This is a genomic window from Roseococcus pinisoli (assembly GCF_018413645.1).
Lineage (GTDB): Bacteria > Pseudomonadota > Alphaproteobacteria > Acetobacterales > Acetobacteraceae > Roseococcus > Roseococcus pinisoli.
Window position 1 is genome coordinate 379,029 of record NZ_JAHCDA010000002.1, and the last position, 19,834, is coordinate 398,862.

The 19,834-nt window shown below is 69.6% G+C and carries 16 protein-coding genes; 12 read left to right on the top strand and 4 right to left on the bottom strand.

From position 1 onward, the window contains the following. Nucleotide 1 precedes the first annotated feature (1 nt). From KHU32_RS10595 to KHU32_RS10625, 7 genes are all read left to right on the top strand, one after another. A complete protein-coding gene (locus tag KHU32_RS10595) occupies nucleotides 2-1,858 on the top strand; it encodes an ATP-binding protein (RefSeq protein ID WP_213670071.1) in 1,857 nt (618 codons plus the stop codon). Nucleotides 1,859-1,985: 127 nt separating this feature from the next. After that, nucleotides 1,986-3,485, top strand: a complete 1,500-nt coding sequence (locus KHU32_RS10600; protein ID WP_213670072.1) for a L,D-transpeptidase family protein — start codon at nucleotides 1,986-1,988, stop codon at nucleotides 3,483-3,485. Between the two features lie 2 nt (nucleotides 3,486-3,487). Continuing rightward, the gene (locus KHU32_RS10605; RefSeq protein WP_213670073.1) at nucleotides 3,488-4,084 is read left to right on the top strand and encodes a DUF882 domain-containing protein; all 597 of its coding nucleotides are present in this window, start codon (nucleotides 3,488-3,490) and stop codon (nucleotides 4,082-4,084) included. Nucleotides 4,085-4,211: 127 nt separating this feature from the next. Beyond that, a complete protein-coding gene (locus KHU32_RS10610; protein WP_213670074.1) occupies nucleotides 4,212-4,421 on the top strand; it encodes a hypothetical protein in 210 nt (69 codons plus the stop codon). Beyond that, nucleotides 4,418-5,830 carry an amidase gene (locus KHU32_RS10615; protein WP_213670075.1) on the top strand — a complete coding sequence of 471 codons (1,413 nt, stop codon included), beginning with the start codon at nucleotides 4,418-4,420 and terminating at the stop codon, nucleotides 5,828-5,830. Before KHU32_RS10610 ends, KHU32_RS10615 begins: the two co-directional genes overlap by 4 nt. Then, nucleotides 5,830-6,516: a TIGR04282 family arsenosugar biosynthesis glycosyltransferase gene (locus KHU32_RS10620; protein ID WP_213670076.1), complete on the top strand. Its 687-nt coding sequence runs from the start codon at nucleotides 5,830-5,832 to the stop codon at nucleotides 6,514-6,516. The genes KHU32_RS10615 and KHU32_RS10620 overlap by 1 nt, the downstream gene beginning before the upstream one ends. A gap of 167 nt (nucleotides 6,517-6,683) precedes the next feature. Next, nucleotides 6,684-7,493 carry a hypothetical protein gene (locus KHU32_RS10625; protein WP_213670077.1) on the top strand — a complete coding sequence of 270 codons (810 nt, stop codon included), beginning with the start codon at nucleotides 6,684-6,686 and terminating at the stop codon, nucleotides 7,491-7,493. A 15-nt stretch (nucleotides 7,494-7,508) separates the two neighbouring features. On the opposite strand, the gene araD is transcribed toward KHU32_RS10625, so the two are convergent. The 3 genes from araD to KHU32_RS10640 all read right to left on the bottom strand — a co-directional run bounded on the left by araD (nucleotide 7,509) and on the right by KHU32_RS10640 (nucleotide 11,069). Further along, nucleotides 7,509-9,230, bottom strand: coding sequence for an L-arabinonate dehydratase (gene araD / locus KHU32_RS10630; protein ID WP_213670078.1), 1,722 nt, complete (start codon nucleotides 9,228-9,230; stop codon nucleotides 7,509-7,511). A 2-nt stretch (nucleotides 9,231-9,232) separates the two neighbouring features. Continuing rightward, a complete protein-coding gene (locus KHU32_RS10635; protein ID WP_213670079.1) occupies nucleotides 9,233-9,991 on the bottom strand; it encodes an SDR family NAD(P)-dependent oxidoreductase in 759 nt (252 codons plus the stop codon). A gap of 94 nt (nucleotides 9,992-10,085) precedes the next feature. Further along, nucleotides 10,086-11,069 (bottom strand): Bug family tripartite tricarboxylate transporter substrate binding protein, encoded by a 984-nt coding sequence (locus KHU32_RS10640; protein WP_213670080.1) that lies wholly within the window; start codon nucleotides 11,067-11,069, stop codon nucleotides 10,086-10,088. 159 nt (nucleotides 11,070-11,228) lie between these two features. Here KHU32_RS10640 and KHU32_RS10645 point away from each other — a divergent pair, with 159 nt between their 5' ends. From KHU32_RS10645 to KHU32_RS10665, 5 genes are all read left to right on the top strand, one after another. Further along, nucleotides 11,229-12,830 (top strand): ABC transporter substrate-binding protein, encoded by a 1,602-nt coding sequence (locus KHU32_RS10645; RefSeq protein WP_408887840.1) that lies wholly within the window; start codon nucleotides 11,229-11,231, stop codon nucleotides 12,828-12,830. Further along, on the top strand, nucleotides 12,830-13,813 hold the full coding sequence (locus KHU32_RS10650) for an ABC transporter permease (RefSeq protein ID WP_213670081.1): 984 nt from the start codon (nucleotides 12,830-12,832) through the stop codon (nucleotides 13,811-13,813). Before KHU32_RS10645 ends, KHU32_RS10650 begins: the two co-directional genes overlap by 1 nt. Further along, complete coding sequence (locus KHU32_RS10655; RefSeq protein WP_213670082.1) at nucleotides 13,813-14,658, top strand: ABC transporter permease; 846 nt, start codon at nucleotides 13,813-13,815, stop codon at nucleotides 14,656-14,658. Before KHU32_RS10650 ends, KHU32_RS10655 begins: the two co-directional genes overlap by 1 nt. Further along, nucleotides 14,655-16,259 carry an ABC transporter ATP-binding protein gene (locus KHU32_RS10660; RefSeq protein WP_213670083.1) on the top strand — a complete coding sequence of 535 codons (1,605 nt, stop codon included), beginning with the start codon at nucleotides 14,655-14,657 and terminating at the stop codon, nucleotides 16,257-16,259. The genes KHU32_RS10655 and KHU32_RS10660 overlap by 4 nt, the downstream gene beginning before the upstream one ends. Before the next feature lie 446 nt (nucleotides 16,260-16,705). Continuing rightward, nucleotides 16,706-17,509, top strand: coding sequence for a GntR family transcriptional regulator (locus KHU32_RS10665; protein WP_213670084.1), 804 nt, complete (start codon nucleotides 16,706-16,708; stop codon nucleotides 17,507-17,509). A gap of 15 nt (nucleotides 17,510-17,524) precedes the next feature. Here the strand turns inward: KHU32_RS10665 and KHU32_RS10670 are convergent, their stop codons facing one another. After that, entirely contained in the window at nucleotides 17,525-19,828 is a 2,304-nt protein-coding gene (locus tag KHU32_RS10670) for a penicillin acylase family protein (RefSeq protein WP_213670085.1), read from the bottom strand. Nucleotides 19,829-19,834: the final 6 nt, after the last annotated feature.

Genomic DNA, 19,834 nt, shown 5'->3' on the forward strand with positions numbered 1-19,834 from the left:
TATGTTCCAGAAAATCCTGATCGCGAACCGGGGCGAGATCGCCTGCCGCGTCATCCGCACCGCCCGACGGCTCGGGATCGCGACCGTCGCCGTCTTCAGCGAGGCCGATGCCCAGGCGCTGCATGTGCGCGAGGCAGATGAGGCCCACCCCATCGGGCCCGCCCCGGCCGCCCAATCCTATCTGCGCGGCGACGCCATCCTCGAGGTCGCGCGGCGAACCGGCGCGCAGGCCATCCATCCGGGCTACGGCTTCCTCTCAGAGAACGCGGATTTCGCCGATGCTTGTGCCGCGGCGGGCATCGCTTTCATCGGTCCCGGGCCCGCCGCCATCCGTGCCATGGGCAGCAAGGCGGAGAGCAAGCGCCTCATGGTCGCGGCCGGCGTGCCCACCGTGCCCGGCTATCACGGCGCGGCGCAGGAGGAGGCGCTCCTCGCCGCCGAGGCCGCACGCATCGGCTTTCCGGTCCTCATCAAGGCCAGCGCCGGTGGGGGCGGGAAGGGGATGCGCCCCGTCCTGACGGCCGAGGCCTTCGCCGAGGAGCTGGAAGGCGCGCGGCGCGAGGCGCGCTCGGCCTTCGGTGACGACCGCGTGCTGCTGGAGAAGTACCTCCAGCGGCCGCGCCATGTGGAAGTCCAGGTCTTCGGGGACGCACAGGGCCGTGTCGTCCATCTCCATACGCGCGATTGCTCCGTCCAGCGCCGTCATCAGAAGGTCCTGGAGGAGGCGCCGGCCCCCGGCCTGCCGGAGGCCCTGCGCGAACGCCTACATGAGGCCGCGATCGCGGCCGCACGTGCCGTGGGCTACGTGAACGCCGGCACCGTCGAGTTCATCGTGGAGGGCGACGAAGCCTATTTCCTGGAGATGAACACCCGCCTGCAGGTGGAGCATCCCGTCACCGAGGCCGTCACCGGGCTGGACCTCGTGGAGTGGCAGCTCCGGATCGCGGCCGGTCAGGCCATCCCCACGGCGTGGCCGCCGCCCGCGCGGGGCCATGCGGTGGAGGTGCGGCTCTATGCGGAGGACCCCGCTCAGAACTTCCAACCCTCCGCCGGCCGGCTCGACCGGCTGATCCTGCCTGAAACGGCCCGTGTCGATGCCGGTGTGGCGGAGGGCGATGCCGTCACCGCCTTCTACGACCCCATGATCGCGAAGATCGTCGGCACGGGTGCCGATCGGGACGCCGCTCTGGCCGCCCTGGAGGGCGCGCTGCGCCGGACGGCGGTGGATGGCCCCAAGACCAACCTCGTCTTCCTGCGCCGCTTGGTTGCGCACCCCGCCCTGCGCGGCGCCGAGCTCGATACCGGCTTCATCGCGGCCCATGCGGCGGATTTGCTGGGACCGCCCGAGCCCGCCCCGCCCGCCGCCCTGGCGCGCGCGGCCGCGCCGCCGGCCCCCGGCCCCTCCGTTTGGGAGAGACGGGATTCCTGGCGGCTCCAGGGCGAGGCCGAGAGGGTCGCGCTGCTGGACGATGCCGGCGTTGAGCGGCGCATCACGCTGCATGCCTCTCCACGCGGTACGCGTTTCGATGACGGTACGATCCCGCCGGGGGGCATCGGCACCGATGCCGTTCTCGAAGGTGGCACGCTTTGGTTGCTTCCCGCCCTGGACCCCTATCGTCCTGCCGGGGACGAGGCGTCGAAGGAAAGCCGCCTTTCCGCGCCGATTCCGGGGCGGGTGGTGCGCCTGCTGGTGACGGTGGGGGACGCGGTGAAGAAGGGCCAGCTCCTGGCCGTGCTGGAGGCCATGAAGACCGAGATCCGGATCGCCGCGCCGCGCGACGGCGTGATCGAGCATCTGGGCTGCGCCGAGGGCGACAGCATCGAGGAGGGGACGGAGGTCGCGACGCTGAAGGCTTAGGCCAAAAATCCGTCGCGCCCGATTCCCGGTCATGGGCGCCGGGGCGCCGCCGATGGCCACCTTCGGGGCCGGGGCCGAAACGTCTTAACCCTTTGCCGATCCCGGTTTTGGCTATAAATTGCCGATCATGGATCGTCGCCAATTTCTCGCGGGAGTAGCGGCGCTCGCCGCTCCCGCCGCTTCCGCTCGTGCCCAGGGTCCCGGGACCGCACCCCGCACCATGGTTGCCTCGCCGGAAGCGATGCAACGCCTGGGCGAGCGCCTGACCCGCCTGGAGGCCGATGGCCTCGACCCGCGCTGGTACGGGCTGACGGCCGAGGTCCCGCGGGACCCGGGCCTCATCGCCCGCGCCACCAGCGCCGTGATGGCCGACCTGGTGCAGGGGCGCGTCGCCGCGATCCGTGGCCGGACCGATCTTCAGCGCGACCTTCCGCCCAATACGCTCAACAATTGGATGCAGCAGGTCGCCGACGCGGCCGAGCCCGCCGAGGTCCTGAACCGCGCCTCGGCGCCCACGCCTGAGCTGACCCTCCTCAAGAGCGGTCTGGCCGCTGCCCAGGCGCGTGCCGCGGCGGGATGGCCTTCCTTCCCCGTCGGCGGACGCGTGCTTGAGCCCGGCGCGACGGACGAGACCCGCGTCGAGGCGCTGCGCGCCCGGCTGGTGGCGACCGACGCCGAGCTCGCCGCCAATCCCGGCAGCGGTCCCGTCTACGACGAGAACCTCCAGGCGGCGGTTCGCCGCTTCCAGGCGGCCGTCGGCACGGATGTGGATGCCCGCATCGGTCGGTCGACCATGACGGCGCTCAATCGCTCGCCACAGGACCTGGTCAACCAGCTCCGCGTCGCGATGGACATGCACCGCGGTGCACCGCCCCGCCCGCGGGACCGCCGCGTCGAGGTGAACATCCCCGATTACCGCCTGAAGGTGTACGATTCGGGTCGCATCATCATGGATATGGCGGTCGTGGTCGGCTCCGTCGCCCGCCAGACGCCCATGATCCAGACGCGCCTGACGGCCGTGCAGTTCAACCCGCCCTGGGGCGTGCCCGCACGCAACGCCAAGGAGGACGTGCTGCCGCGCCTGCGGCGGGATCCGGCCGCGGTCGTCGCGCGAGGCTTCCGGATCTTCCAGCGCGTGGATGGCGAGATGGTCGAGGTCGACGCGACGACGGTCGACTGGCGCGCCGTGAACCCGGACCGCTTCCCCTATATCATCCGCCAGGATGCCGGGGATTCCAGTGCCTTGGGGCGGCTGAAGTTCATCATGCCGAACGGTGACGATATCTACATGCACGACACCCCCGATCGGCAGTATTTCCCTCTCGCGGAGAGAGCTCGCTCCTCGGGCTGCATCCGTTTGGAGAAGCCGATGGATTTCCTCATGCTCGTTCTCGATGGCATGCCCGGCTGGGACCGCGCGCGCGCCGATCGCGTCGTGGCGGGCCGCGCCACCTCGGTCAGCGCGATCCGGCGGCAGCTGCCGGTCCGGCTCCACTACAACACCGTCACGGCGGAGGCTGGGGAGCTTCGGATCCGCCAGGACGTCTACGGGCTCGATGCCGCCTATATGCGCGCGATGGACACCCGCCAGCGCGTGCCCGGCATCCCCATGGCCGCGGCGTTCTGACGATGCGTCTGTTCCAGCACTCCTGCCCCGCCTGCGATGGTCTCGACTCCGCCGAATGCGGCGGCGTCTCGCGCCGTGGTGCCCTGGGCGCCATCGTCGGTCTGGGCTTCGCGGCTATGGCCCCGCAGGCGATCGCGCAGCGCCTCGGCAATGGGGGGATGCGCAGCATCTCCATCCGCCGGATGCAGACGGGCGAGGCTTTCGAGGGCGTCTATTGGCGTGACGGCCGTTATGACCGCGATGCGCTCCAGCGCCTCGACTGGGTGCTGCGTGATCCCGGCATGACCGAGGCGACGCCGATGGATCCGCGTCTCTTCGACGTGCTGAACCTGGTCCGCTCGCACCTCGAATCCACCGACGCCTGGGAGGTCATCAGCGGCTATCGCGCGCCGGAGACCAATGCCGCGCGGGCGCGCCAGTCGCGCCGCGTGAGCCGCGCCTCGCTGCACATGTCCGGCATGGCCTGCGACTGCCGGCTGCCGGGGCGCAACTCCCTGGGGATTGCTCGCCTGGCGGCGGATATGCAGACGGGCGGCGTCGGCCTGTATCGGCGCGACGGCTTCGTGCACCTCGATTGCGGGCCTTCGCGGCGCTGGTAGCCGCTACGCGCCGGGGAGCGACATGCTCCCTGGCGGCGAACCGCCTGATCCCGACGGATCCTCCTGCGCCATGGGCTGGTAAGCGTGGGAACCTCGCGCCAAGATCGCGGCTGATCAGGAGCATCCCATGTCCGACAGCAGGCTCGCCCTTCCTCTCATGGATTCGATTCAGCGCTGGCAGGGGATCGACGCCCCCAATGCGGCCGCGCGGCACGGGATGAAGGATTTCGAAGGGCTGATCGCGGCGCTGGAGAAGCTGCGGGGCGAGCTGGTCTTCGAGGACGAGCCCTCGAGCTTCGAGGCGGCGCTGACGGCCTGCAAGGAGCGCGAGGCATGAGTTCGGATACGCTCGCCGCGCTCTCCATGACGGAGGCGGCCGATGCCTTCGCGCGGGGAGAGGTGACGGCCGCCGCCCTCCTCGAGGCGACGTTGGATCGCCTGGACCGACACGGGGCTAAGGTGAACGCCGTCGTTCGGCTGGATCGCGACGAGGCTCGCCAGGCCGCGGTCGGCCTGGATCAGGCGCGCAAGGCCGGCGCCACCCTGGGGCGCCTGGCGGGCGTGCCCATGATGCACAAGGACATGTATTACCGGGCCGGCAAGGTCACCACCTGCGGCAGCAAGATCCGCCGGGACTTCGTGCCGGGGGTGACCGCGACGGTGCTCCAGCGGCTGGACGCTGCGGGCGCCGTCGATGCCGGCACGCTGAACATGGCCGAGTTCGCGCAGAACGCGACCGGCCATAACGCGCATTTCGGCGATGCGATGAACCCCTGGGACGCGGCCTATTGCACGGGCGGTTCCTCCTCCGGCTCGGGCGCCGCCGTGGCCGGCCGCATCGTCACCGCCGCGCTCGGATCGGACACCGGGGGCTCCATCCGGCTTCCCGCCGCCATGTGCGGCGTGACCGGCCTCAAGCCGACCCAGACGCGCGTGCCGCGGACCGGGGTGATGCCGCTCTCCTTCTCGGCCGACAATGTGGGGCCGCTCGGCCGGACGGCGCGCGACGCGGCGCGCTTCCTCGGCGTGGTGGCAGGGGCCTGTGCGGGCGATCCGACCAGCTCGCGCGAGCCCGTGCCGGATTACGAGGCCGGGCTGGACGGCGATATCCGCGGCCTGCGCGTGGCGGTCTGCGAGCCCTGGTTCTTCGACGACATCGACGCCTCGGTCCTGCGGGGCTTCGAGGCTGCGATGGCGGGGCTGAAGGATCTCGGCGCGACGGTCGAGACGGTGCGGCCGGAATCCCTGGTCGCGGTGAACACCTACATCTCCATCGTTTCGCGCGTGGAGGGCGCCACCATCCATCAGCAGTGGATGCGCGAATGCCCGGCCGATTATGCGATCCATCTCTCGGCCCGCCTCTATGGCGGCAACGCCATTCCCGCCACCGCCTATCTGGAGGCGCTGTCCCGCCGTGGACCGCTGCTGCGGCGCTTCTGCGACGAGGCGCTGGGCCGCTTCGACGTCGTGGCCACGCCGCCCCTGCGCGTCCGCGTCCCGACCCGGGCCGAGACCGATGTCGATGCCGACCCGGCCAATTGGGACCGCCTCATGGACCTTTCGCGCAACACGCGCCCCTTCAACTATCTGGGCCTGCCCACCATCAGCATCCCCGTCGGCTTCGATGACCGGGGCCTGCCGATCGGTCTGCAGCTCGCCGCGCGGCCCTTCGCCGAGGCCCGCGTGCTGAAGGTGGCCGACGCCTATCAGCGCGCGACCGACTGGCATGGGCGGGCCCCTTTCTGATGAGCGGTGTTCCTGCCCTCGGCCTCCTCTGCCGGCCGCCGCGCGTGGCCCGGACGCGGCTGGAGCCGATCATCGGCGAAGAGCGCGCCCTCGATCTCGCGCGCGTCTTCCTCCAGGACAGCGTGGCCCTATGTCGGGAGGTCGCCTGGCGCGCCTCCGGGCGGTTCAAGGTTTTCCACACGCCCGCCGCTGGCGCCGCCGAGGTGGCGGAACTGGTGCCGGGTGCCGATCTGGTCCCTCTCACGCAGGAGGACCAGTGCCTGCGACGCGAGTTGGCCGCCGCGCATCTGTTCGCGGAGGGGGCGGGGGAGGTCGTTCTCCTCGACTACGACACGCCGACCCTGCCGCCGGCCTTGATCGAGCTGCTGTTCGATGCGCTGCGCTCAGGCGCCGATGCGGCCTGCATTCCGTCGCTGGATGGCGGTGTCTGTGCGATCGGCCTGGCGCGGCCCTTGCCGGTGCTGTTCCGCGGCATGCCTTGGAACACGCCCGAATTGCTGGGCGCGATACGGGCCAAGGCGCGTGCGGAGGGGCTGGACTTCCGCGAGCTGCAGTTCTGGCATGACGTCGACCATGCCGATGACCTCAAGCTCTTGCAGGCGGGCCTCGATGGGCTGGCCCCGCCCCATTGCTCGCCGCTGCCGCCGTTTGCCGCGACGGCCACGAGGCGATTGCTGGGCGGATGATGCCAAAAGGGGCGACAACTCATGCCTGGGTATTTTTGTTGACCTGAGACGGCGGCCGTCACAATAATATGCCAGCGGATCGGTTTTAATACCTTTCATTGAGGTAAATCCCCACTTCTTCTGCGTGCTTTTCTTTCTCAGCGCCGATCCGCCGAGGATTCATCGGAATGATGAGCGGCAAGCCGGGAAGCGATCGCGCGTCCGACGACGGGGGAGCCGTCTCCCGGGAAGGCTTCGGCGAAGCGGGATGGGAACTGCTGACCCTGGACGAGGCGGGGGAAGGTAGCCTGCCGCCCGTCGATGTCGGCTTCGCCCTGGCGCATCCGCATCTCGGCGTTGCCCTGGTGGACCTCCTGCGTCCCAGGGCCGGCGATTCCGTACATCATCTTCGCACTCGGCTGGAGGCCGCGGGCTTCCCGCAGCATTTTCCCGGCTACCTGCCGATCGTCCACCGCGTCCTGGAGGTGAGAGAGATGTGGCGCCTCTCCCAGGCGTTGGGGCCGGCTTTCCTGTCGGAACCGCCGCTGGGCGTGAGGGAGGGCTGGATCGAACTCGTCCAGCGAGCCTTGCTGCTGAAGGAGGGGGAGGTGCCCGATCCCCGGTCCGAGGCACCGCACCTGGATCGCGAAGACACGGACCGGCTGTCCGTGCCTGTCAGGATGGAAGCGCTGGCGCCGTTCCGTGAGAGGGTCGAAGCCTCCGCGATCCCGGCCGCGTCTCCTATCGTCGAGCCTCAGCCTCAGCCTCAGCCTCAGCCGCCGGAAGTTCGGCAGGAGGAAGAGGTGGCTCCCGGCCCGGCCTTGGAGCCGCTACCGCTTCAACAGGAGCCGATCCCGGCGCCGCGTCGCGCCAGGCCTGGCTTATGGTTCGCCGTGGCAGCGGCGCTGCTCGCCGCCATCGGCCTGTCGCACCACCTGGTCCTGCCGGACGGCCTGGCCGCCCGGCTGCACCTTGGCACGTCGTCCATCTCTCCTTAGGGAGGACTGCCCGGATCAGTGGATCTCGGGTTCCGGCGTCGGCGCGCCGTGCTCCAGGAAGTCAAGGTCGCAGCCGGTATCGGCCTGTCGGACGGTGCGCTGGTAGAGGCCCGTCCATCCCCGCTCCTGGATCGGCTTGCGCGGCTGCCAGGCGGCGCGGCGCGTGGCCAGCTCCGCCTCATCCACCAGCAGGTCGATGCGCCGGTTGGGCACGTCCAGGCTGATGAGGTCGCCGTCCCGCACCAAGGCGAGGGGGCCGCCGAGCGCCGCTTCCGGTGCCACGTGCAGCACACAGGTGCCGTAGCTGGTGCCGGACATACGGGCATCGGAGACGCGCACCATGTCGCGCACGCCCTCCTTCAGCAGCTTCTTGGGGATGGGCAGCATGCCCCATTCGGGGAAGCCCGGCGCGCCGATCGGGCCGCCGCCGCGCAGGACCAGCACGCTATCGGCCGTCACATCCAGGTCGGGATCGTCCAGCCGGGCGTCCATGTCGTCGTAATCCTCGAAGACCACGGCCGGGCCCGTATGGACCAGCTTCTCCGGGCTCGCGGCGCTGTGCTTGATGACCGCGCCTTCCGGCGCCAGCGAGCCGCGCAGCACGGCCACGCCACCTTCCGGCTGCAGGGGATTGTCGAGCGGGCGGATGACGTCCGTGTCGAAAATCTCGGCGCCCTGGATCTGCTCGCCCATCGTGCCGTTCACCGTCACGGCGTCGAGTGCGAGATGCGGGGCCAGCGTGGCCAGGAAGGCCCGGCTGCCGCCGGCGTAGAAGAAGTCTTCCATCAGATGCGTGTCGCCATTGGGGCGCAGGTTCGCGATGAGGGGCACGCGCGCGCTGATCCGGTCGAAACGCTCCAGGTCCATCTCGATGCCCGCGCGCCGCGCAATGGCGATGAGGTGCGGGATCGCGTTGGTCGAGCCGCCGAAGGCCATGGTGGCCGCGACGGCATTGTCGAGGCTGCGCTGGTCCAGCAGCTTCGCGATGGTCAGGTCCTCCCACACCATGCCGACGATGCGCGAGCCGGCGCCCGACGCCATGCGCGGATGTGCGGAATCCACCGCGGGGATGCTGGCCGCGCCGGGCAAGGTCAGGCCCATCGCCTCGGCCGCCAGTGCCATGGTGCTGGCCGTGCCCGCCGTCATGCAGGTGCCGGCGGAACGGGACAGGCCCGCCTCCATGTCGTTCCAGTCCTGCTGGCTGATATTGCCGGCGCGGAGCTCGGCGTAATACTTCCAGACGTCGCTGCCCGAGCCGAGCTTCTTGCCGCGCCAGTTGCCGCGCAGCATCGGGCCGGCGGGGATGTAGATCGTGGGCAGGCCCATGCTGACCGCGCCCATGAGCAGGCCCGGGCCCGTCTTGTCGCAGCCGCCCATCAGCACGAGGCCGTCGATCGGCAGCGAGCGCGCGAGCTCCTCCGTCTCCATCGAGAGGAAGTTGCGGTAGAGCATGGTGGAGGGCTTCTGGAACACCTCCGGCAGCGCCATCGCCGGCAGTTCGATCGGCACGCCGCCCGCCTGCCAGACGCCGCGCTTCACGTCCTGCGCGCGTTCGCGGAAATGGCCGTGGCAGTGCATCAGGTCCGACCAGGTGTTGATGATCCCGATCAGCGGCTTTCCGCGGAACTCGGGATAGTCATAGCCCAGCTGCAGCAGGCGCGAGCGGTGGTTGGCCGAGCGCATGGTCTCGACCCCAAACCAGCGGTGGCTGCGGAGGTCTTCCGGCTTCTTCGTCATGGTCAGCGCGGCGCCATGCGGAGCGCGCCGTCGAGACGGATGGTCTCGCCGTTCAGGTAGGCGTTGTCGATGATGGTCATGGCCAGTTTTCCGTATTCGTCGGGATCGCCGAGGCGGTGAGGGTTAGGGACGCCCTGCGCCAGCGAGGCCTTCACGGCATCGGGCAGGCGCTGGAGCATGGGGGTATCGAAGATGCCGGGCGCGATGGTGCAGACGCGGATGCCCCGGCTGGCGAGGTCGCGTGCCGCCACGACCGTCATGCCGATGACGCCGGCCTTGGAGGAGGCGTAGGGGATCTGGCCGATCTGGCCCTCGATGCCGGCGATGGAGGCGGTGAGGATGCAGACCCCGCGCTCGCCCTCGACGGCGTCGGTCTTCGCCATGGCCGCGGCCGCAAGGCGCAGCGCGTTGAAGGAGCCGGTGAGGTTCACGCGGATGATCTCGGCATAGTGGGCGAGGCTGCCGGGCGTGCCGTCTCGCTCGAGGATGCGCAGCGCGCCGCCGCGGCCCGCGCAATGCACCAGAACGCGCACGGGCCCGAGGGCCTCGGCCTGTGCGACCGCCGCCTGCATGCTGGCCTCGTCCGCGACATCGGCGACGGCGAAGGCTCCGCCGAGTTCCTGCGCCACCTCGGCCCCGCGGGAGGTCGCCTGGTCCACGATGAGGACCTTGGCGCCGGCGGCGGCGAGGCGCTTCGCGGTCGCATATCCGAGGCCCGAGGCCCCACCCGTCACGATGGCGACGGCACCTTCGACATTCATGGATTGTTCCTCCGTTCGGGCACAAGGCACCATGCGGGCTGGGTTGGCGCAACCCGCATGACCGGCAACCCTGGGCTGAGGAAGCCTCGCTTCCTCAGAGATCGACCTGGATATTGGCGGCACGGATCACTTCGGCCCACTTGGCCCTCTCCCGCGCCAGCCGCTCGTCGCCCTCGGCCGGCGAGGAGCCGACATAGTCGAAGCCCAGCTCCGCGAAGCGCGCGGCCACCGAGGGGAAGCGGGCGGCCTGCAGCACGGCGTCGTTCAGGCGCATGACCGGCCCGTCCGGCGTGGCCTTGGGCGCGACCAGCATGGCCCAGGTATAGACGTCGTAGTCGCGCAGCCGCGGGTCGCTCTCGGCCAGGGTCGGCACGTCGGGAAGCTGGGCGATGCGGTTCGCGACCATGGTGCCGAGCGGGCGGATGGCGCCGTTGCGGATATGCGGGGTCGCGCCCGGCACGTCGCAGAACAACACGTCCACCTCGCCGGCCATCAGCGCGACGAGGGCAGGGCCCGTGCCGCGATAGGCGATATGCGTCATGTCGACGCCCATCTTCAGCTTGTAGAGCTCGGCGCCCAGGTGGAAGGGCGTGCCGTTGCCGGCCGAGCCGTAGTTCATCCGCGCGCCGCGCTCACGCGCCAAAGCGTGGAAGCCCGCGATGTCGCGCGCCGGGCTGTCCGCCCGCACCACCACGACATAGGGCGAGGTGGAGACGAGGCTGACCACGCGCAACGTCTCCACGGGGTCGAAGGGCATGGGCTGCTGCGTCAGCGGCGCCGTGAGGAAGGAGATGGACCCCATCAGCACCGTATGGCCGTCCGGCCGCGCCTGGACGACGGCGCGTGTGCCGATGGTGGAGCCGGCGCCGGCGCGATTCTCGATGGTGACGGGCTGGCCCAGAACCTCGCTCATCTTCGGTGAGACGAGCCGCGCGCCGATATCCGGCGTGCCGCCGGGCGCGAAGGGGACGATCATGTTCACCGGACGATCGGGCCAGTTCGCCTGGGCGAGCGCGGGCGCGGCCAGGCCGGCGAGGGGAAGGGCAAGCGCGGCACGGCGCGTGAGCGGGTGGGCCATGGACAGTTTCTCCCAAGTGTTGGCCGCGTTTTAGCCGAAGCGCGCCGAGGGGGCGAGGCATCAGCGCGAGTGACATTCGTGATCGCGACCGCGTAGGCTTCTTCCGCGCGGGAGTTCTGGCCCCGGGCCAAAGAACATAGACAAGGGGACTTCAGGACGATGACAGTGCGACGTCGTGGACTGATGGGTGGCGCCCTGCTGGGCGCAGGGGCAGCCTCGAATTTCCTGCGCGCCGGGGATGCGCTGGCACAGGGCGTGCAGCCGCGGCGCGGCGGCACGCTGCAATCGATCCTCACGCCCGAGCCGCCGATCCTGCAGATCGGCGTGAACAACCAGGGCCCGACGCTGATCGTGGCGCCGAAGATGTTCGAGGGCCTGCTCACCTTCACGCCGACGCTCGAGCCCATCCCGGTACTGGCCACGAGCTGGACGATCAGCCCCGACAACAAGGAATTCGTCTTCAAGCTGCGGGAGAACGTCACCTGGCATGACGGCCGGCCCTTCACGGCCGAGGACGTCATCTTCTCGGTGATGAAGTTCCACATGGAGGTGGCGCCCCGCGCGCGCGCCATCTTCTCGCTCATCGAGACCGCCGAGGCGCCCGACCCGCACACGGTGCGCTTCGTGCTGAAGCAGTCCTTCCAGCCCTTCCTGCTGATGTTCGACGCCACAGCCTGCGCCATGGTGGCCAAGCACCTCTTCGACGGGCAGGACTACCGCACGGCGCCGGCGGTGCAGCGGCCGGTGGGCACGGGGCCCTTCCGCTTCGCGGAATGGCAGCGCGGCAACTTCATCCGCCTGGAGCGCAACCCGACCTACTGGCAGGAGGGCAAGCCCTACCTGGACAACATCATCTACCGCATCGTGCCCGACAGCCAGAGCCGCCGCCTCGCCCTGGAATCGGGCCAGGTGCAGCTCACCTCCGCGAGCGACATCGAGCCCTTCGACGTGCCCGCGATGCGCAGCCGGCCCAACCTCGAGGTGAGTACCCAGGGCTGGGAATACTTCTCCCCTCTCTCCTGGGTGGAGCTGAACCACCGCGTGGCGCCGCTCGGCGATGCGCGCGTGCGGCAGGCCATGAGTCTGGCGATCGACCGCAACTTCATCGCCCAGCGCCTGTGGTTCGGCATCGGCAAGCCCGCGACCAACCCGGTCGCCTCTACGACGCGCTTCTTCGACCGTAGCGTGGCCCTGCCGGCCCATAATATCCGGGAGGCCAATGCGCTGCTGGACGCGGCGGGCCACCGGCCGAATGCGCAGGGCGTCCGCTTCACCCTGAAGCATCTGGTCCTGCCCTATGGCGAGGTCTGGTCGCGGCTCGCCGAATACCTCCGCCAGTCGCTGCGGCAGGTCGGCATCGCGCTGGAGCTGGAGAGCACCGATGCCGGCAGCTGGGCGCGGCGCATCGGCAACTGGGAGTACGAGACGAGCGTGAACTTCGTCTACCAGTTCGGCGATCCGACGCTCGGCGTCGAGCGTACCTATGTCAGCTCCAATATCCAGAAGGTGACCTTCACCAATACGGGCGGCTACTCCAACCCCGAGGTGGATGAGCTCTTCGCCCAGGCGCGGACGGCCAGTACGGCGGCGGAGCGGCAGACGGCCTTCACGGCCGTCCAACGCATCCTGGTGCGGGACGTCCCGCAGATCTGGCTGATGGAGATGGCCTTCCCGACGATCTCCGACAAACGCCTGCGTAACGTGATCACCACGGGGCTCGGCGTGCATACCAACTTCGCCGACGTCTTCCTCGCTTCCTGATGGAGGCGTCGCGTCTGCCCGGCTTCCTCGCGCGCCGGGTGGTGAAGTCGGTGCTCGTCGTGCTGGCGATCGTCGTCTGCAACTTCCTGCTCGTCCACGCCGCGCCGGGTGACCCGGCGAGCGTGATGGCCGGGCAGTCGGGGGCGGCGGATCCGCTCTTTCTCGAGCAGCTTCGGCGGCAATTCGGGCTGGACCAGCCGTTCCATATCCAGCTCTGGGTCTATCTGAAGAGCGTGCTGTCGCTCGACCTCGGCTTCAGCCACCGGCAGCAGGCGCCGGTGGCGCAGCTCATCGCGGAGCGCCTGCCCGCGACGCTGCTGCTCACGGGCGCCGCCTTCATCTTCGCAGTGGGCGGCGGCGTGGCGCTGGGCGCGCTTGCGGCGCGGCGGGTGGGAAGCTGGGCGGACAGCGCGATCACCGCGCTGGCGCTCACCTTCTATGCGACGCCGCTCTTCTGGGTCGGCCTGATGCTGGTGCTGGTCTTCTCGGTCTGGCTGGAATGGCTGCCGAGCTTCGGCATGTCCTCCGTCGGCGTGGAGCTGCATGGGATGGCCGTGGTCTGGGACGTGGCGCAGCACCTGCTGCTGCCGGCGCTGACGCTCGGCCTCTTCTACCTCGCCGTCTATGCGCGGCTGACCCGCGCCACGATGCTCGAGGTCGCGGACCAGGATTTCGTGAAGACGGCGCGGGCGAAGGGCGTGCCGGAGGGGCGGATCACTCGCGCCCATATCCTGCGCAACGCGCTGCTGCCGGTCATCACCTTTGCCGGCATCCAGGCGGGTCAGCTCGTGGGCGGCTCCATCCTGGTGGAGACCGTCTTCGCCTGGCCGGGCATCGGGCGCTTGGCCTTCGAGGCGCTGTTGGCGCGCGACTATCCCGTCCTGCTCGGCGTCTTCTTCTGCACGAGCGTGATCGTGGTGCTCTTCAACCTGGCGACGGACCTGCTCTACGCGGTCATCGATCCGCGCGTGGAGGTCGGCTGATGCGGGACTTCTGGAGGCGCTACCGGCGCAACAAGGGCGCGGTGGTGGGGCTGGCGCTGCTGCTGCTGGTCTTCGCCTTGGCGGCCGCCGCGCCGCTCCTCTTCCCCGGCAGCCCCTGGGACATGGCCGGCGCGCCCTTCCTGCCGCCGGGTGAGATGGGGATGCTGCTGGGCACCGACAGCCTGGGCCGTGACGTCGCCGCGGGCATCGCCCATGGGGCGCGGATCTCCCTGATGGTGGGCGCCGTCTCCACGATTTTCGCGCTGGGGGTCGGCGTCTCGCTCGGCGCCATCGCGGGCTATCTCGGCGGCTTCGCGGATGACCTGGTGATGCGCTTCACAGAGTTTTTCCAGACGATCCCGAGCTTCGTGCTCGCCATCCTGCTGGTCGCGATTTTCACACCTTCGATCACCAGCGTCATTGCGGCCATCGCCATCGTCTCCTGGCCGCCGGTGGCGCGTGTGGTCCGCGCGGAGTTCCTGTCGCTGCGGGGGCGGGAATTCGTCCAGGCGGCGGAGGTGCTGGGCAAGTCGCGGCTCTCCATCGTGGTGGGGGACATCCTGCCCAATGCGCTCTCGCCCATCATCGTGCTGGCCTCGCTGATGGTGGCCTCGGCCATCCTGCTGGAAAGCGCGCTCTCCTTCCTCGGCCTCGGCGATCCGAACCTGATGACCTGGGGTTTCCTTATCGGTTCGGGCCGTAGCGTCATCCGGCTGGCCTGGTGGATGAGCGTCTTTCCCGGCCTTGCGATCTTCGTCACGGTGCTGTCACTGAACCTGGTGGGCGAGGGGCTTTCCGATGCACTCAACCCCCGGCTGGCGCGGCAGCGGGGAGGCGCGGCATGAGGCTTCTCAGCGTCGAAGGCCTCACCGTGGCCCTGCCGCCCGGCGCGGATCGGGCGAATGCGGTGCAGGACATCTCCTTCAGCGTGGATCCGGGTGAGATCCTCTGCGTCGTCGGCGAAAGCGGCTCCGGGAAATCCATCACCGCCAATGCCGTGATGGGTCTGCTGCCCAAGGGCCTGCCCATCACGGGCGGCCAGCTGGTCCTGGAGGGGCGGGACCTGCGGGCCACCACGCCGGAGGCTATGCGCCAGCTTCGCGGCCAGCGGATGGCGATGATCTTCCAGGAGCCGATGACGGCGCTGAACCCGCTGATGCGCGTCGGCAACCAGATCGCCGAGGCCATGCAGGTGCACGGCGAAGGCGTCCAGGCAGCTCGCCGCGTGCAGGAGCTGCTGGCCGCCGTGAACTTGCCGGACCCCGCGGCGATCGCGCGCAGCCATCCCTTCCGGCTCTCGGGCGGGCAGCGGCAGCGGGTGATGATCGCCATGGCGCTGGCGCTGGAGCCCGCGCTGCTCATCGCCGACGAGCCGACCACCGCGCTCGACGTCACGACGCAGATGCAGATCCTCAGGCTCATCCGTGAGATCCAGTCGCGGCGCGGAACGGGCGTGCTGTTCATCACCCATGATTTCGGCGTGGTGGCCGAGATCGCGGACCGTGTGGCGGTGATGCAGCACGGCCGGATCGTGGAGCAGGGGAATGCTGCGGAGGTGCTGAACAATCCGCAGCATGCCTATACGCGCGCGCTGATCGCGGCCGTGCCGCATGGGCGCGCGACCGCGCCGGCCACGCAGGTGGGGCAGACCGTGCTGGAGGTGAGGGGCGTCCGGAAGACCTATCGGCGCGGCGGCTGGTTCGGCGGCAGCGTGAGCGTCTCCGCGGTTAAGGAAGCCGACTTCACGCTGGCCCGGGGCGAGACGCTCGGCCTCGTCGGCGAGAGTGGATCGGGCAAGTCGACCCTGGCCCGCTGCGTGGTGAACCTGGTGGAGCCCGAGACGGGCGAGATCCTCTTCCACGGCACCGATCTGCGACCCCTCAACCGGTCCCAACGCAAGCCATACCGCCAGCGCGTGCAGATGATCTTCCAGGATCCCTATGCCTCGCTGAATCCGCGCCGCACGGTCGGCGACGCCATCGCCGAAGGGCCGATCACCCACGGCACGCCGCGGGCCGAGGCCCTGGCCCGCGCGCGGGAGCTGCTGGCGCTGGTGCATCTCGATCCCGGCGCGATCGACCGCTATCCGCACGAGTTCTCCGGCGGCCAGCGACAGCGCATCGGCATCGCCCGGGCCCTCGCGATGGGGCCGGAGCTGTTGATCGCCGACGAGCCGGTGAGCGCGCTGGACGTCTCGGTCCAGGCGCAGGTGCTGGCGCTGCTGGCGGAGCTTCGGGCCCGGCTCGGGCTGACGATGCTGTTCATCACGCATGACCTGCGCGTCGCGGCGCAGATCTGCGACCGGGTGGCGGTGATGCAGCGGGGCACGATCGTGGAGATGGGCGAGACGGCCCAAGTCTTCGGCGCGCCCGCCCATCCCTATACGCGCGAGCTGCTCGACAGCATCCCTGGCCGTGGATGGACGCCGCCCGCGACAGGAGGGTGACGGGCGATGACAGCTATCACCCCCTCCCTTGTCGCCGGGCCTCCTGCTGGAGTGAGGGGCGGGCACCGACCGGCCTTCCGGATTCGCATTCCGATTCATTCCAATTTCCGATTCCCGCCTCCGGGCAGGGATAGGGCTTGGCCAGATGGGATAACGGGACCGCTCTTGGGACGAGCATGCCGAGGTTGCCAACAATCTGCGCGGCGGCGGGGCCGAATGTAGGGAGGTCGGGTGTCCTTGCTTCGGTCGAGATGAAGAAGGAATGCTTGTTCCGTAGAGAAAATGTTGACGATTAGAAGTGTGATCATAAAAAAATGATCATATTGCCTCGTCCGCACGTAATGGGGGATGAATTCGCCCCATCAGCGAGCCCTGGGTGAATTGATGATGTCTTGTGTGCTTCCATAATCCGGGAAAGAAGGGTCTTCGAAACTCCGGGATCAGGCGTGCGAAAGTTCTTCAATCCTTACCCTAAATATCTTCACATCCGTCGAATCCTCCTCGATCGCATCGAGAGCAGCATGCGCCTGGGGGATCAGCTGCCCACCGAACACGCGCTCAGCGCGGAATTCTCCGTGAGCCGGGAAACCATCCGCACCGCGCTGGCCGCGCTGGAGCAGGACGGCATCATCGAGCGCACCCCGGGGCGTGGGACCTTCGTCTCCGGCCTCCCGCGCCGGCGCCCGGAACGGCGCCTGACCGGCATGGTCGAGGATTTTCTCGCGCTCAATCTCGATACGGAAACGAAGACCCTGCAGGCCGGGCCGGGCCGCATTCCCCCCGCGCTGGCCGAGGAATTAGGCATCGATCCGGAGATGCCGCTCTTTCGCCTGACCCGCCTGCGCTACTTCGAGCGTCGCCCCTTCGCCTGGCATGACGGCTGGATGCTTCCCGCCATCGGGGAGCGTCTCCGGGCCATCGACCTCCGCCGGACCACGGTCGAGCGCGAGCTGCGTGACACGCTGAAGCTGACGACCTGGGAGGACCAGCAGTCCATCGAGGCGGTCGCCGCGGATATCCCTTCGGCGGAACTGCTGGACGTGCCGATCGGCGCGCCGCTTCTCTGCATGACCCGGCTCTACCTGCTCGAGGATGAGAGCTTCGGGCTGTACTTCCGCACGCTCTACCGGTCGGACCGCTACTACTACACGGTGAAGCTTGCGCATCCGCCGGCCGTCGGTCCGCGCCCGATGGCCCGGGGCTTTCCGATCCGCAGGCCCCCGGCTGCGCGCAAGTCGCCGGAGGCCTGAGCAGTCCGGCCCGATCTACGGGCGCAGGACCTGTCTCGCTTCCGCCTCGGCTTCCAGCAACTCCCAGCCGTAGCGCATGGGTGTCATCCTCGCCGCGGCCCAGGTCTTGTGCTGGTCCGTATAGTGCCTGCTTCCCGGATGACCCGAGGTGCCATGGAACACGGTCCAGAGGCTGTTCTCCCAGTCGCCGACGTCGAAGGCGTAGCGCGAGAGCGCGGCATAGGCCGTGCGCGGCCCGACCGGTGCGATCAGGCCATTGGCGAGGACGCAGTCGCCGTCGCCCCCCAGCGGCTCCGCCACCGGATCGAGCACGGAGGCTGCTTCGGGAAACAGCGCCGAAAGCGGGTGGGCCAGCTTGGGCCGGTGAACCTCGCCCCAGCTTTCCGGGACCGGGCCTTCGGCCACCTCGTCGAGGGCGGCCTGGATCGGGCCGTCCCAGCTTTCGCCCTTGAGGAGCCGGGTGTCGTTCTCCCGCAGCAGCGCCGGCAGGGTCCACCAGAGCTGCGCGAGCGGCGCCACGCCCGGCGCCGGCTGCAGGTAGGGATGCCGGCCCAGCGCACCGAGCCCGCTGACCGTCGCGAGGCGCCGGGTCAGCGCCAGGCGGAAGGCGATGTAGCGCGCCGCCGTGACCGAGGAGGCCGCCATCCTTCCGTCCCATCCGGCGATCTCCTGCCGGAAGGCCTCGGCCGCGCCGGAACAGCCCTTCAGGGCCTTCAGCCGGGCGACGAATTCGCCGGCCGGCTGGGACAGGGTGTCGCCATGGATGGTGGCGGAGCCAGCGGGGCTGCGCGTCGCGGGATCGCCGGTGAGCAAGGCCGCCACGCGGCGTGCCCGGTAGGGGGGATGACTGTCGGTGAGCAGGTAGTCGGGGTGATCCTCATCCGCGATGCGGTTGTTGGCGGTGACGATGATCCCGCCCGCGGGGTCGTGCAGCACCGGCATTTCCTCCGGCGGGATCCAGCCCTTCCATTCGTGCTCGCCGGTCCAGCCGGGCATGGGCAGCCAGCCACATTCGCGGCCGCGCCGGGGCAGGCTCGCGCGCAGCAGCCAGCCGATATGGCCATCGGTGTCTCCCGCCACGAGGTTGTGGTCGATGAGGCCCCAGCCCCGCGCAGCCTGGTAGAGCGACTTCACGCTTCCCGCCCGCAGCATGCGCGGCAGGCAGTCGAAGGAGAGGTCGGTCTCGGCGAACTGCACGCTCTTCAGCGCGAGCGCGTGGCCCGATGCCGGATCGCCCGCGATGACCGGGCCGTGCCGCGTCTCGACGACCTCAACTGCGCGCGGTGCCTCACCGCGGATCGCGACGTGTTCGACGCGCCGCGCCACCGGCTCCCACATGCCGCGGAACATCGCGTGCTGGGCGCCCGCGTCGAAGCGCTCGACATAGAGGTCGTGGATATCGGCGAAGCCGTGCGTGACGCACCAGGCGACCTTTCCGTTATGGGCGAAGTGCGGAAAGCCCGGCACGCCCGGCACGGTCAGGCCGATCGCATCGAATTCAGGGCAGGCGAGGTGGCCCTGGGCGTACATGTTGGGCAGCTCAAGCACGCGATGCGGATCACCGGCGAGCAGCGGCCGCCCCGTCGCGCTGAGCTCGGCGGAAACGGCCCAGTTGTTGCTGCCGCCGCCCGTCGCATCCGCCTCGGCGGCTTCCATCAGCGCGGTCACCGCCGGCGCCAGATCGGAGAGCGCGGCCGTCCAGCGTTCGGCTTCCGCGCCCTGGGGCAGGATGAGCAGGTCCTTGCCGCCATCGTCGTAGCGCAGGCTGCTCACGGCCTCGCCCACCAGCGGCAGCGCCGCCGCGCGCCAGAGCTTGAACCACACCGAGCCCATCAGCAGACCGAGCCGCCGCATCACCGCGATGGTGTGCCAGCCTTCCCAGGGCTCGGGCGTGGCATCGAGCAGGCGATATTCGATCGGCACGGGGGCGCCCGAGGCCAGGAAGGCGTTCACGCCGGCCGCATAGGCCTCGATCATCGTCTTCGCCTCGTCGCCGAGGGCCGCGGCGTCACGCCGGCTGGCAGCCTCGACGCCGAGCCGGCGCGAGAGCGCGTCGGCCGTGAAGGCGGAAGGGCCGAGCCATTCCGCGCTGCGCCCCAGCGCGCGGCGGCGATTGAGCTCCATCTGGAAGAGGCGGTCCTGCGCGTGGCAGAAGCCCTGCGCGAAGAAGGCATCGCGCATCGAGCCGGCGCGGATATGCGGAACGCCCAGTGAATCGCGCAACACCGTCACCGGGGCCTGCAGCCCGTCGAGTACGATCTCGCCGGTGAGGTCCGGTACCGCACGGCGCGCGGCTTCCCGCAGCTCTTCCTGATCCATGGTATT